Annotated in this window: 10 protein-coding genes; 9 read left to right on the top strand and 1 reads right to left on the bottom strand. The window is 36.8% G+C overall.

Features of this window, described 5'->3' with window-relative positions; genetic code table 11:
• The first annotated feature begins 16 nt into the window (after nucleotides 1-16).
• From PT603_RS07340 to PT603_RS07365, 6 genes are all read left to right on the top strand, one after another.
• Nucleotides 17-967 carry a glycosyltransferase family 2 protein gene (locus PT603_RS07340; RefSeq protein WP_008240523.1) on the top strand — a complete coding sequence of 317 codons (951 nt, stop codon included), beginning with the start codon at nucleotides 17-19 and terminating at the stop codon, nucleotides 965-967.
• A 66-nt stretch (nucleotides 968-1,033) separates the two neighbouring features.
• Nucleotides 1,034-2,746 carry a phospho-sugar mutase gene (locus PT603_RS07345; protein ID WP_008240525.1) on the top strand — a complete coding sequence of 571 codons (1,713 nt, stop codon included), beginning with the start codon at nucleotides 1,034-1,036 and terminating at the stop codon, nucleotides 2,744-2,746.
• Nucleotides 2,746-4,569, top strand: coding sequence for an ABC transporter ATP-binding protein (locus PT603_RS07350; RefSeq protein ID WP_008240528.1), 1,824 nt, complete (start codon nucleotides 2,746-2,748; stop codon nucleotides 4,567-4,569). Before PT603_RS07345 ends, PT603_RS07350 begins: the two co-directional genes overlap by 1 nt.
• A gap of 833 nt (nucleotides 4,570-5,402) precedes the next feature.
• Nucleotides 5,403-5,945, top strand: coding sequence for an RNA polymerase sigma factor (locus PT603_RS07355; protein WP_040488673.1), 543 nt, complete (start codon nucleotides 5,403-5,405; stop codon nucleotides 5,943-5,945).
• 41 nt (nucleotides 5,946-5,986) lie between these two features.
• A complete protein-coding gene (locus PT603_RS07360) occupies nucleotides 5,987-6,481 on the top strand; it encodes a hypothetical protein (protein WP_040488668.1) in 495 nt (164 codons plus the stop codon).
• A gap of 26 nt (nucleotides 6,482-6,507) precedes the next feature.
• Nucleotides 6,508-6,954 (top strand): hypothetical protein, encoded by a 447-nt coding sequence (locus tag PT603_RS07365; RefSeq protein ID WP_040488674.1) that lies wholly within the window; start codon nucleotides 6,508-6,510, stop codon nucleotides 6,952-6,954.
• Here PT603_RS07365 and PT603_RS07370 read toward each other — a convergent pair.
• Nucleotides 6,951-7,988, bottom strand: a complete 1,038-nt coding sequence (locus tag PT603_RS07370; protein ID WP_008238897.1) for a WD40/YVTN/BNR-like repeat-containing protein — start codon at nucleotides 7,986-7,988, stop codon at nucleotides 6,951-6,953. The genes PT603_RS07365 and PT603_RS07370 overlap by 4 nt on opposite strands.
• Before the next feature lie 70 nt (nucleotides 7,989-8,058).
• On the opposite strand from PT603_RS07370, the gene PT603_RS07375 reads away from it, so the two are divergent.
• The 3 genes from PT603_RS07375 to PT603_RS07385 all read left to right on the top strand — a co-directional run bounded on the left by PT603_RS07375 (nucleotide 8,059) and on the right by PT603_RS07385 (nucleotide 15,103).
• Entirely contained in the window at nucleotides 8,059-9,276 is a 1,218-nt protein-coding gene (locus PT603_RS07375) for an RsmB/NOP family class I SAM-dependent RNA methyltransferase (RefSeq protein WP_008238899.1), read from the top strand.
• Between the two features lie 274 nt (nucleotides 9,277-9,550).
• A complete protein-coding gene (gene purL / locus PT603_RS07380) occupies nucleotides 9,551-13,213 on the top strand; it encodes a phosphoribosylformylglycinamidine synthase (RefSeq protein WP_008238901.1) in 3,663 nt (1,220 codons plus the stop codon).
• Nucleotides 13,214-13,324: 111 nt separating this feature from the next.
• Nucleotides 13,325-15,103: an AMP-dependent synthetase/ligase gene (locus tag PT603_RS07385; RefSeq protein ID WP_008238903.1), complete on the top strand. Its 1,779-nt coding sequence runs from the start codon at nucleotides 13,325-13,327 to the stop codon at nucleotides 15,101-15,103.
• Nucleotides 15,104-15,117: the final 14 nt, after the last annotated feature.

The raw sequence follows: 15,117 nt of genomic DNA on the forward strand, positions 1-15,117 counted from the left end.
CTATTTATTCCACACTATGAATATATCGGTAGTTATTCCGCTTTTAAACGAAGAAGAATCTATAAAAGAACTATATGATTGGATTGCAGTAGTACTGCAATCCAATCATTTTTCATATGAACTTATTTTTATTGATGACGGCAGTATTGATTCCTCATGGCAACAAATTGAAGTTATTTCTCAAAGTGATCCGAGAGTTAAAGGAATTCGATTTTTAAAAAACTATGGAAAATCACAAGCCTTACATGCCGGTTTTGAAGTTGCACAAGGTGATGTTGTAATCACCATGGATGCTGATCTTCAAGACAACCCTGAAGAAATTCCTGAACTTTATAGACTCATCACTCAGGAGGGTTTTGACCTGGTATCTGGATGGAAAAAGAAAAGATATGATTCTGTACTCACCAAGAACATGCCTTCCAAACTGTTCAATTGGGCAGCTCGTCGAACTTCAGGTCTTCACCTACATGACTTCAATTGTGGGCTAAAAGCATATCAAAACAAGGTTATAAAGAATATAGATGTACACGGCGAAATGCATCGATATATACCTGTACTTGCCAAAAATGCCGGTTTTAATCGTATTACTGAAAAAGTAGTTCAACATCAGGCTCGTAAATATGGGCAAACCAAATTTGGCGTTGAACGCTTTATAAATGGCTTCCTAGACCTCATTACCATCTGGTTTATTTCTCGATTTGGAAAACAACCCATGCACCTCTTTGGCGCCTTAGGTGTTTTAATGTTTTTCATTGGAAGTATTTTTACAGCATACCTTGGAATAGATAAATTATTTATTAACCCAACGGGTAGACTTCTAACCGAAAGACCTCAGTTTTACATCGCACTTACGACTATGATCATTGGGACGCAATTTTTTCTGGCTGGTTTTCTTGGAGAAATGGTTCTCCAATCAAGGCGAAATGAGGCCCGGTACAAAATAGCCGAGACCACATCAAAGTCTTAATAAAGGAAGATAGGCTCTTAAAAGAAAGGCTCTAAAATAATTACCTTTGCTAAAATTTCAACAATTATGAATACCTCTGTTACCACGATAGCGCAGACATGGCTGACTGACACATTTGACAATGAGACACGTAATGAAGTAGCGCAATTAATAGCCAACAACCCACAAGAATTACAAGAACGTTTTTATAAAAATTTAGAATTTGGTACCGGAGGTATGCGCGGTATTATGGGGGTTGGAACCAACCGTATTAATAAATACACCCTTGGCCGAAACACCCAAAGTCTTAGCAATTACCTTAAAAAAGTGTATCCACAAGACACCATTAAAGTAGCCATTGCTTATGACTGCCGCCACAATTCCCAATCCCTTGCCCAAATAGTTTCCGATGTTTTCTCAGCCAATGGGATTCAGGTGTATCTATTTGAGCAATTACGCCCTACACCGGAGTTATCTTTTTCCGTTAAACATTTAGGATGTCATTGTGGTATTGTTCTGACCGCCTCACATAATCCCCCTGAATACAATGGATACAAAGTATATTGGACCGATGGTGGACAACTAGTACCCCCGCAAGATGCTGAAATTATTCAAGAAATTGAATCCATTGATTTTAGCGATATAAAATTTGAATCTCAACCCTCTCTTATCACATTAATTGGTCAAGAAGTAGACGAAGCATTTATAACTGCTTCATTAAAAAACGGATCTTTTAATACCGCTGGAAGAGAGAATCTAAAAATAGTTTTTACTTCATTACACGGCACTTCTATTACCATCATCCCTGAAGTTTTAAAACGAGCAGGCTATGACCAATTACATATTGTATCAGAACAAGCTACACCCGATGGTAATTTTCCAACTGTAAAATCTCCCAATCCAGAAGAACCCGAGGCACTAACAATGGCTTTAAGCCAAGCAGAAGAAATTAATGCTGATATGGTTATTGGAACAGATCCAGACAGTGATAGATTAGGTGTTGCCGTTAGAAACCTTGAAGGAAAAATGATCCTTCTTAATGGAAACCAAACAATGGTCCTAATGACTAATTTCTTATTAAACCAATGGAAAACCAAAGGTTTAAAAGGGAATGAATTCATAGGATCGACCATTGTGTCTACCCCAATGATGCTCTCTCTTGCAGAAGCCTATGGTATCGACTGTAAAGTTGGTCTGACCGGTTTTAAATGGATCGCTAAAATGATAAAAGACCATCCCCACCAGCCTTTTATAGGTGGTGGCGAAGAAAGTTTTGGCTTTATGGTTGGTGATTTTGTTCGTGATAAAGATGCGGTTACGGCTTCTCTACTTGCCTGTGAAATGGCAGCTCAAGCTAAGGCCTCAGGTAGTTCCCTATATGAGACGCTTATTCAAATGTATATAGACTTTGGATTCTACAAGGAACGGCTTATTTCGCTTACTAAAAAAGGAATAAGTGGTCAAGAAGAAATTAATCATATGATGATTCAATTACGAAACAACCCATTAAAGGAAATTGGCGGTTCAAAAATTGTTCGTATTGAAGATTACAAATCATCTATAGCCACAGATATACTAAGTGGTGCAACATCCACCATTGATGTTCCCAAGTCCAATGTATTAATATATTACACCGAAGATGGTAGTAAAATTGCAGCCCGACCTAGTGGTACGGAACCTAAAATTAAATTTTACTTTAGTGTAAACACCCAAATGAAAAGTATCGATGATTTTGCTTCAACAGAACAAATGTTGGAAACTAAAATTGACACCATAATTAAACAAATGAAATTAGATTAATGAACTACTTTAAAAAAATACTTCTTTTTATAACACCCTACAAGAAATATGCGTATCTGAATATTTTTTTCAACGTACTATATGCCTTGTTTAGTGCCCTTTCATTTGTTGCTCTTATCCCTATGCTTAATGTTCTTTTCGAAGAAAGTGAGCGTCTTTACACAAAACCAGTCTATGAAGGTTTAGGAGGATTGAAAGACTATATTGGATCTTATCTTAATTATCAGGTTTCTATGTATGCCGGAGAAGATGAGATGAAGGCGTTGGTACTAGTAATAGCTCTGGTTATTTTTCTATTTCTTCTTAAAAACATATTCAATTATTTGGCTATGTTTTTTATCACATTTCTACGTAATGGGGTTCTTAAAGATATTCGCAATAAGTTGTATGCGAAAATAACTGAGCTCCCAATATCCTATTATTCAGAAAAAAGAAAAGGTGACATAATGGCCAGAATCACCTCAGATGTACTGGAGATTCAACATTCAATTCTATCTATTCTGGAACTTATAGTTCGCGAACCGCTTACTATTGTATTTACCATTCTGGTCATGTTTGGGATTAGCACCAAGCTAACTTTATTTGTGTTTATTTTCATTCCGATCTCAGGGATTATCATTTCCAGAATTGGTAAAACACTTAAACGAAAGTCAGACAAGGTTCAAAAAGAATCTGGGGAATTTCTATCTATAGTTGAAGAAACATTAGGAGGTCTACGAATTGTAAAAGCCTTCAATGCAGAAAAGCTATTTATTGACAAATTCCAACATTCAACCAATCGCTTTTTTAGATTTTCAAATAGTTTATTAAATAGGCAAAATCTAGCATCACCCACCAGCGAATTTCTGGGTATCCTCATAATTGCAGTATTGCTTTGGTTTGGTGGCTCCATGGTTCTAATTGAAAAAACACTAAATGCATCAGAATTCATAGCCTATATGGGGTTGGCCTATAATATTCTCACTCCCGCTAAAGCCATTAGTAAGGCAGTTTATGGTGTAAGGAAAGGAGATGCTGCAGCAGCTCGAGTAATGGAGGTTTTAGAAACGGAGAATACTATCAAAGATAGCCCTAATGCTATCGATAAAGCATCCTTCGAAAGTGCTATAAACCTAACTAACGTTTCGTTCAAATATGAAGACGAATTCGTCTTGAAAAACTTTTCGTTACAAATACCAAAAGGAAAGACAGTCGCTTTAGTTGGTCAATCTGGTAGTGGAAAAAGCACTATAGCCAATTTGATTACCCGCTTTTATGATGTGAATGAAGGAACTATTGATATCGATGGTGTAAACATTAAGCAAATTTCCAAAACCTCACTGCGAAGCCTTATGGGCATAGTATCTCAAGATTCTATTTTATTTAACGATACAGTGGCAAACAATATTAGACTTGGCAAACCAAATGCAACCGAAGAAGAGTTAATTGAGGCTACCCAAATAGCTAATGCCTACGAATTTATTAAAGAATTACCAGACGAAATGCAGACCAACATTGGAGATTCTGGAGGAAAACTTAGTGGTGGCCAAAAGCAACGTCTTAGTATTGCTAGAGCCGTCCTAAAGAATCCACCGATAATGATTCTAGATGAAGCAACTTCAGCATTGGATACCGAAAGTGAGAAATTAGTTCAAACAGCGCTGGAAAACATGATGAAAAACAGGACTTCAATTGTAATCGCTCATAGACTTTCCACCATACAAAATGCTGATTTAATTGTGGTCATGCAAAAAGGAGAAATAGTAGAACAAGGAACACATAATGAATTACTTGCATTAAAAGGATCATACCATAAGTTAGTGGCTATGCAATCTTTTAGTTAAAGAAAACAATTTATGATACGCAAAAAGGGACAACAATTGTTGTCCCTTTTTGCATGTAGGAAGTATAATCCGATTTGGGGCAAACTATCTTCCAATACGTTTTGTCTGTCTTATTAAAATCTTAAAAGGTGTCTAATCTCATTAACATTTCAACACTGCTAAAGTAGTAGTTTTATTTAAATCATCGTTATATTGATGCTTTTTTTCGATGAAATACAATCAAACAAAGGATTTTGATGTAATTTTCCTACTTTTTAAGCGTTAAACAAAAAAGAAAGAGATTACTTTGGGCAATCTCTTTCTCTTGTAGGCTATAAATTGTCATTGGGGCAATATATAGCTTTTTCGTGTCAATCTTATTAAAACAAAAAGTAAAGGTGTCTAATCTTATTAATGTTTTAACATTGCTAAAATACAATTTTCTCGAAAACATCAGACTAAATGAACTATTTTTTCGATAAACAACACAAATTTTACACTTTTGTATTACTTTTCTTATATTCTACATAATTCTGAATAAAAAAATAAGGGACCGCTATGATGCCGTCCCTTACTTTTGCGTAGGAAAAAAAATGATTTGGGGCATTTATTTTTCCAGTTAACTCTGTCTGTCTCATTAAAACAATTAAAGGTGTCTAATCTTATTATCATTTTAACACTGCTAAAATAGTAGTATTCATTAAATAATCGGCATAATGTACCTTTTTTTCGATGAAATACACTTAATGCATTATTATTGTAGCTCATTTCTTATTATAATTAGAAATAACAAAGCTATTTCATCATTAAACTTTTTCATTGTATATTGGTCTAATAGCGTAGAATCACATATTTTGAACAACGAATCACTATTTATAGAGCAACTTCAAGATCCAAAAAGAAGTGATATTGCCTTTAAAAAGCTAGTTTCTGATTATCAGGAACGACTTTACTGGCACATAAGAAGAATGGTGATAAACCACGACGATGCCGATGACGTCTTACAAAATACATTTATAAAGGTGTTCAGAAGCATACATTCTTTTAAAGGAGAGAGCTCCCTGTACTCTTGGATGTATCGGATTGCTACTAATGAAGCCATCACTTTCATAAACCAAAGAGCTAAAAAGAATAATGTATCCAATGAACAATGGCAAATGCAGGCGGTCGACAATCTGGAAGCCGACAGCTACTTCGAAGGTGATGAGATAGCCTATAAACTTCAGAAAGCGATTGCAACATTACCAGAAAAGCAACGTATTGTTTTTAATATGAAATATTTTGAGGCCTTAAAGTATGAACAAATGTCTGAAATCCTAGACACTTCAATAGGAGCATTAAAAGCCTCCTATCATCACGCCGTAAAAAAAATAGAAGAATATTTATCTAAGGATTAAACCTTTACAAAGAAAACATAGTCTAAGTAAGCGATATGAAAATGAACAATCAACATAAAAGCAATGTACATTTCAGAGTTCCTGAAAATTATTTTCAAGAATTCTCAGATCGTCTACATTCTCATATTCAATTAGAAAAACGACTTGGTCAAACTTCTGACGGTTTTAAAGTACCTGGAGGATATTTTAAAGAAACAAGTGAAAACCTCCTTCGCCATGTTCACTCCAAACCAAAAGTATTCAATTTAAATAAATTTGTCTACTATGCAGCTGCAGTGATGTTAATAGGCCTAATGATAACAGGTATATACCAACAAACAAATCCCTCAACGACTCAGTTCTCTTCATCAGAAATTGAATCTCTAATGGAAGATGGTGTGATTCCAATGAACGCTCAATTACTTTCCGAACTATTTACTGCTGAAGACTTTGAAAACATAAGCATGAACCTTACAAGTATAGACAACACTATTCTTGAAGAATACTTAAAAGAAAATTACATTGATTACGATCTTGATTACCTTATAAATGAATAACTATGTTACAGTTACACCCCCATAAAATGAGTTTTCGAATACTCCTCTCAACCGTATTGATGTGCCTAACATTTTATGCCAATGCACAAAAACCAAGTGAGGACAGCAAAGAGCGTATAAAGGCTCTAAAAGTTGCCTACATTACAGAAAATCTAGATTTAACTCCTGAAGAAGCGGTAAAATTTTGGCCAATTTACAATGCCTACGAAGAACGTGTACACCATTTAAAATATGTTGAGCTGAGACCCATTCGGGCTCAATTCAGAGATAATGCTATTAGTGAAGCCAAAGCGAGAGAACTACTAGATAAGGCGATTGATATTGATGATAAAATCCACCGTGAGAGACAACAACTGATTAGAAATCTACGAAAAGAAATTTCAGCCAAAAAAGTCATGATGTTGAAAAAAACGGAGGATGATTTCTACCATCAATTATACAAGCAATTACGTGATAAGAAATCAAAAAATTAATGAAACAAAAGCTTTGCTATGCGTTCATTACCTGCCGCAATTGCTTCCGTTTCACTTATAAATAATAAGGTGTGAAAACTTTCTTCGGAAAGTTTTTTCCATTTAAAACCCTTATCATTAGAAAACCATATGCCTTCGGTACTTACAGCCACCAATTCATTTCCTTGCGTGCCAGGAATATATTGAACACAACTTATATATCCCGGCTCCTGCTCCTGCCCAACCAATTCCCAAGTTTTCCCACCATCCTGGGTAATTGCTTTATTGCCTTTCGAGAATGATGGTTTAGTATAATCTCCGCCCATTACAATCCCGTTAAGTTCATCATAAAAGGCAACAGTATAGGCCCCTTGGGTTGATTCTCCTTGAATCAGCGGCAACTTTACAACCTCCCAAGTATTCCCTTTGTCTTTAGTCATAAATACCCTACTTTGTTTACCTCCAGAAACAATCCAAGCAGTATCTCCAACTATTGCGATATTGGTATTGCTCGCAGCAAATGCAGCTTCACCTTCTACTACTTTTGGCAACAATTCACAACTCACTTTATTCCACGTATTTCCACCATCGCGAGTAAGTAAAATTGACAAACAATCTTCTGTAGGATCTCCCATAGCCATTCCTTCCATTGCATTCCAAAATCTCATACTGTCATAAAATACTTTCTCATGAGTTTCCGTATACACCAATTTCATTTCACCATCATCTCCAGTTTTATACAATAAGGCAGGATTTCCAACAGAAAGCATAAAAAAGTCAGAATTAGTTGCCGCTACAGCTCTGTATTCAGGAACCAACGAATCCTTTGTTTGAACTCCAGATTTAAGTGTATTCCGCACTGTATCATAAAAACCATATACTCCATTAGAACCAGCAAAAGCTACATTGGCATCAAGATGAGTTAAAGCTCTTATACTCGAATTTTCAACAGGAAAAACATCAATGGATACTTCTGATAAATTTCTAGGAGAATACTTTTCGGTTTCTGTACATCCTGACAATAGTACAACTACTAAAAGAATAAAATAGCGCATATGGGTAATTTTTGACTAAAAATAAGTGCTTTCATTGGAAAACAATACCTTTGCAGCATATTTATTTTGTATGAGACTACATCGCAACTTGACATTTGCCGTTATAGACGGTCTTACCGAAATTTTCAATGAAGGAAGCTATGCTGATAAGGTAGTAGAAAAACTCCTGAAAAGAGACAAACGCTGGGGAGCCCGTGATCGCGCTTTTGTTGCTGAAACGACCTATGAAATGGTACGTTGGAAAAGACTGTATGCTGAAATAGCTGAAGTGAAAGAACCCTTTAACCGAGACAACTTATGGAGAATGTTTGCCGTATGGGCAACTCTAAAAGGAATTACCTTGCCTGACTGGAAGTATTTTGAATCTACTCCTTCTCGTAGGATTAAAGGACGTTTTGATGAATTGTCTAAAATACGAAAGTTTAAAGAATCCATTCCCGATTGGCTAGACGCATTAGGAGAAAAAGAATTAGGCAGTGAAGTTTGGGGGCAAGAGTTACAGGCGTTAAACCAGCAAGCACCAGTAGTGTTAAGAACAAATACATTAAAAACAACTCGTGAAAAACTTCATGATCTACTCTTAGAAATTGACGTCGATTCAAATTTCTTAAAAGAGTACCCAGAAGCACTTCAACTTAAAGAGCGCTCTAATGTCTTTACCACAGACGCTTTCAAAAATGGTCTTTTTGAAGTTCAGGATGCTTCCTCTCAAAAAGTAGCTCATTTTTTAGAGGTATCACCTGGGATGCGTATTGTAGATGCCTGTGCAGGAGCTGGAGGAAAGACACTGCATTTGGCGTCTTTGATGGAAAACAAAGGTCAAATTATAGCGATGGACATTTATGAGAATAAATTAAATGAGCTAAAGCGAAGAGCTAAAAGAAATGGAGCACATAACATCGAAACACGCTGGATTGAAAACAATAAAACCATTAAAAAACTTCATCAAAAAGCTGACCGAGTACTTATTGATGCACCATGTAGCGGTTTAGGTGTACTGCGTCGTAATCCAGACGCCAAATGGAAACTAAAACCAGAATTTATACAAGAAATACAAGAGACTCAACAACAAATTTTACAAGAATACAGTAAAATGGTAAAACCTGGTGGGAAATTGGTATATGCAACTTGTTCCATCCTTCCTTCAGAGAATCAACAACAGGTAGACCTGTTTTTAGCAACGGACGCAGGTAAAGATTTCACCTTTGTAAAAGATGAAAAAATACTTGCACACACCTCTGGATATGACGGATTTTATATGGCGTTACTGGAAAGAAAAAATAGTTAAGAAATAGAACACTATATAAAGCCACCTCTATTTTCATTATTAAGAAGAAATTAAATACAGCCCACAATAAAGAGTTACATTCAACTTTAAATACGTGCGCCTAACAACTTTTCCGTAAAAGTGAATCCTATCAAAGTAAAGGCGTATACCCCAAGGCTCATTAAAATCAATTTGAGCGAAATGAATCACACCTCAATTTAAAAAAAGGGGTGTTTTTTATGACTCATATTTGGCTATAACTCGTAAATTTGCACTTTAATAAACAACACACACAATGATTCATTTCTTCGGAAACCACACCAACACGGTTTTTGCAGTTCAATCGCAAAACGAGCTATCGGCTCAAGACATTACAAAACTAAACTGGCTTTTTGGCAACGCACATAAAATAGAAAAATCCGCCCTGACGGATTTTTTTGTTGGTCCTCGGGCTGCCATGATTACTCCTTGGAGTACTAATGCAGTTGAAATCACTCAAAACATGGGGATTTCAGGAATCATTCGTATTGAAGAATTTATCAAAATTGAAGCGCATTTTAGCGACTTCGACCCTATGCTTTCTCAAAAATATAGTGGACTTGATCAGCATATTTACACCATTAATATCCAACCAGAACCTATTTTAGAAATTGAAGATATTGCGGCTTATAACCTAAAAGAAGGACTAGCCCTAAGTGATGAAGAAATCACGTACCTTCAAGAACTATCAACAAAACTTGGTCGTAAACTCACAGATTCTGAAGTTTTTGGATTTTCTCAAGTAAACTCTGAACACTGTAGACACAAAATATTCAACGGTACTTTTATTATAGATGGGGAAGAAAAACCGACTTCTTTATTTAAACTTATCAAAAAAACATCAGAAACCAATCCTAATGAAATTGTTTCTGCCTACAAGGATAATGTAGCATTCATTAAAGGCCCTAAGGCCGTACAATTTGCTCCAAAGAGTGCAGACAAACCAGATTTCTACCAAGAAAAAGAATTTGACTCTGTTATTTCCTTAAAGGCTGAAACGCACAATTTCCCAACCACAGTAGAACCTTTCAACGGTGCCGCTACTGGTTCAGGAGGTGAAATTCGAGATAGATTGGCTGGTGGACAAGGTTCGCTTCCTCTTGCGGGAACTGCGGTCTATATGACCTCCTATTCTCGACTGGAAGAAAACCGACCATGGGAAAAAGCTATGGACGAACGTGATTGGCTATACCAAACACCAATGGATATCCTTATCAAAGCTTCTAATGGAGCTTCTGATTTTGGAAATAAATTTGGACAACCGTTAATTACGGGTTCTGTGCTAACTTTTGAACATGAAGAAGATGCACGAAAACTTGGCTTCGATAAAGTAATTATGTTAGCTGGAGGTATTGGGTACGGAAAAGAAAGTCAGGCTCAAAAAGAAATACCGCAACCTGGTGATAAAGTAGTTATTCTAGGTGGAGAAAATTACCGAATTGGAATGGGGGGTGCAGCCGTTTCCTCAGCTGACACAGGAGCTTTCGGATCAGGAATTGAACTGAATGCTATTCAACGCTCAAATCCTGAAATGCAGAAAAGAGCTGCAAATGCCATTCGTGGTTTAGTAGAAAGCGACGAAAACCCTATAGTATCCATTCATGATCATGGTGCCGGTGGACACCTCAACTGCTTATCTGAACTAGTAGAAGCTACCGGAGGTCATATAGATTTAGACAAATTACCAGTTGGAGACCCTACCCTCTCTGCGAAAGAGATTATCGGGAATGAATCTCAAGAACGAATGGGACTTGTTATTGGAGAGAAAGATCTACATACATTAGAACGTATTGCGGAACGTGAACGCTCTCCTTTATATACAGTTGGAGAGGTAACCGGAGATCACCGTTTTACATTTGAATCTAAAACTACAGGGGCCAAACCAATGGATTTTGAACTGGCTGACATGTTCGGAAGCTCTCCCAAAACCATCATGGAAGACAGTAGCGTCATCCGAAACTACCAAGAACTCGAATACACAACTGATGCCATTCCTGACTATCTTCATCAGTTACTGCAATTAGAAGCTGTAGCCTGTAAAGATTGGTTAACTAATAAAGTAGACCGTTGTGTTGGAGGTCGTGTTGCAAAACAACAATGTGCTGGACCACTTCAACTACCTCTGAACAATGTGGGAGTTATGGCTCTAGACTTTAAAGGTAAAGAAGGTGTAGCCACTAGTATTGGACACTCACCTGTTACAGCTTTAATAGATCCAGTTGCAGGATCACGTAATGCCATTGGAGAAGCTCTTTCAAACCTTGTATGGGCTCCACTTAAGGATGGTTTACAATCTGTTTCGCTTTCCGCAAACTGGATGTGGGCTTGTAAAAACGAGGGTGAAGATGCACGTCTATACCAAGCAGTAGAAGGTTGTTCTTCTTTTGCTATCGATTTAGGTATTAATATCCCTACTGGAAAGGATTCCCTTTCAATGAAGCAAAAATACCCTAATGACCAGGTAATTGCTCCAGGTACAGTAATCATATCCGCAGCTGGGAACTGCTCTAATATTACAAAAGTTGTTGAACCTGTTTTACAACGAAATGGAGGTAATATATACTATCTCAATCTTTCTCAAGATTCATTTAAATTAGGCGGAAGTTCTTTTGCTCAAATACTTAATAAATTAGGCACACAAGTACCTACAATTACTGATGCAGCCTACTTTAAAAAGGCATTCAATTTACTTCAAGACTTAATTAAAGACCGTAAGATTAAAGCTGGTCATGATGTGGGAAGTGGTGGACTTGTTACCACCTTATTAGAATTGTGTTTTTCAGAAACCCAATTAGGAGCTTACTTTGACCTAACGCCTTTAAACGAAAAAGATACGGTAAAAGCACTCTTTAACGAAAATATTGCTGTTGTTTTTCAGGCAGACAGTTCAGTTGAGGAAATATTTGCAAAACAAGGCATAGAAATCTTTGCTATTGGATCCCCAGTAGAAGGTGATGCCGTAAGTTTTGTAAACCATTCGGACGCTTTCACATTAAGTGTATCAACTTTACGTGATACATGGTATAAGACTTCCTACCTTCTTGACCAGAAACAGTCTCGTAATGGAATGGCACATGAGCGCTATACAAATTACAAGAAACAACCGCTTCAATATCAATTCCCTGCACATTTTAATGGTGCTTTACCAGTTATCGATAACTCAAAACCTCGTCCAAAAGCTGCCATAATACGTGAAAAAGGAAGCAACTCAGAACGTGAAATGGCCAATGCAATGTATTTAGCAGGCTTTGATGTCAAAGATGTTCACATGACCGATTTGATTTCCGGAAGAGAAACTCTTGAAGATATTCAGTTTATTGGTGCTGTTGGAGGTTTTTCAAATAGTGATGTTCTTGGTTCTGCAAAAGGATGGGCAGGTGCTTTTCTATATAACGAAAAAGCGAACACAGCTTTGAAGAATTTCTTCAAACGCGAAGATACCCTATCGGTAGGGATATGTAATGGGTGCCAATTATTCATGGAGTTGGAACTTATAAATCCTGATCACGAAGTACACGGTAAAATGCACCATAACACCTCTCAAAAACATGAGAGTGGTTTTACCTCGGTAACCATTCAAAAAAATAATTCAGTGATGCTATCCTCATTAGAAGGAGCTACATTAGGAGTTTGGATTTCCCATGGAGAAGGAAAATTTGTGTTGCCATACACGGAAGAGAACTATCATATTATTGCCAAATATGCCTATGAAGGCTATCCAGCAAACCCTAATGGCTCTGATTTCAATACTGCTATGATGTGCGATAGCACAGGTAGACATTTAGTGATGATGCCACACATTGAGCGTTCAACCTTCCCTTGGAATTGGGCTCATTACCCAGACAACGGCAGAAAGGACCAGGTTTCACCATGGCTGGAAGCATTTGTAAATGCCAGAAAGTGGATCGAAAAAAGATAATACTAAACATCATATAGAAGAAGGAGTTGAAAAAATCAACTCCTTTTTTTAATATTCATTTGAATATCCCTCCTTTTTTTCTAATTTGCATAGTTCAATATGCAACTCATCATGACTGAAATTAAACGTCTGTTTGACATCCCAAATTACCAATTAGAAAAGTACAATCTGAAAAAAGCTTTCACTTCAAAGTACAACGGTAAATGGGTATCCACTTCTACGGAAGAATATATTAGCCAAGCCAATGCTATTAGTCGTGGATTACTGCGATTAGGTGTAAAACCAAATGATAAAATTGCAGTTATTTCTTCTTCCAATAGGACAGAATGGAATATACTAGATATTGGTATTTTACAAATTGGCGCCCAAAATGTTCCAATATACCCTACAATCTCTAAAGAGGAGTATGAATACATTTTAAATCACTCCGAGTCCACCTATTGCTTTGTTTCTGATTCCGAAATATTAGAAAAGCTAAATGCTATTAAGGTCAATACCCACTTAAAAGCAGTGTATACATTTAATGACATCCCAGGAGAACAAAGTTGGAAAGAAATTTTAACTCTAGGAGCGGATGCCTCCAACCAAGAAGAAGTTGAGGCTAGAAAAAACAATGTTTCACCAGAAGACCTGGCTACTCTAATCTATACCTCAGGTACTACTGGCACCCCAAAAGGAGTTATGCTTTCACACAAGAACATAGTGTCCAACGTATTGGATAGCGAAAAAAGAGTTCCATTTGAAAACGGAAAATCTAAGGGACTCAGCTTTCTTCCCGTATGTCATGTGTTTGAACGAATGATACTTTACCTTTATCAATACTGCGGTGTAGAAATCTACTTTGCAGAATCTATTGAAACCATGAGTGACAACCTAAAGGAGATTAAACCTCACGTAATGACGGCTGTTCCTCGCTTATATGAAAAGGTATACGATAAAATCGTTGCTAAAGGAAGTGAATTAGGTGGCATCAAAAAAGCATTATTCTTCTGGGCAATTAATCTGGGACTGAGATACGAACCATACGGAGCTAATGGATGGTGGTATGAATGGCAACTTAAGATAGCTCGTAAACTCATCTTTAGTAAATGGCAAGAAGGCCTTGGTGGTAATCTAGAATTGATGGTATCAGGAAGTGCGGCACTTCAACCGCGATTGACAAGAATGTTTGCAGCAGCAGGAATGCCCATCATGGAAGGTTACGGTTTAACGGAAACTTCTCCTGTTATTGCGGTTAACGATCAAAGAAATCATGGTTTTAAAATCGGAACTGTTGGAAAAATTATTGACAATGTAGAAGTTAAAATAGCTGAAGACGGTGAAATTCTTGTAAAAGGCCCCAATATTATGATGGGGTACTATAAAGACCCCCAGAAAACAGCGGAAGTTATGACTGGAGATTATTTTCACACAGGAGATATCGGCGAAATTGATAGTGAAGGCTTCCTTAAAATTACCGATCGAAAAAAAGAAATCTTTAAAACCTCCGGTGGAAAATATATTGTACCACAATACATAGAAAATGAAATGAAGCAATCACGCTTTATTGAACAGATAATGGTTGTAGGAGAAGGTGAAAAAATGCCAGCAGCCTTAATTCAGCCGAATTTTGAATTCTTGAAAGAATGGGCAAAGCGTCACAACATACAGTTAGAAAATAACCACGAAGCTATCGTACAAAACCAACAGGTTATTGATCGCATCCAAATGGAAGTTGATACCTGTAATGAACGATTTGGCAATTGGGAGAAAATAAAAACATTCCGACTTACACCAGATGTTTGGAGTATTGATGAGGGTCATCTCACTCCAACACTTAAATTAAAACGTAAAATAATTAAGGAAAAATATAAAACCTTATATGATCAGATGTATAATCACACTGATTAAATTCCTGTTTTAAG

Origin of the sequence: Imtechella halotolerans (assembly GCF_028743515.2) — a bacterium.
GTDB classification, from domain to species: Bacteria; Bacteroidota; Bacteroidia; order Flavobacteriales; family Flavobacteriaceae; genus Imtechella; species Imtechella halotolerans.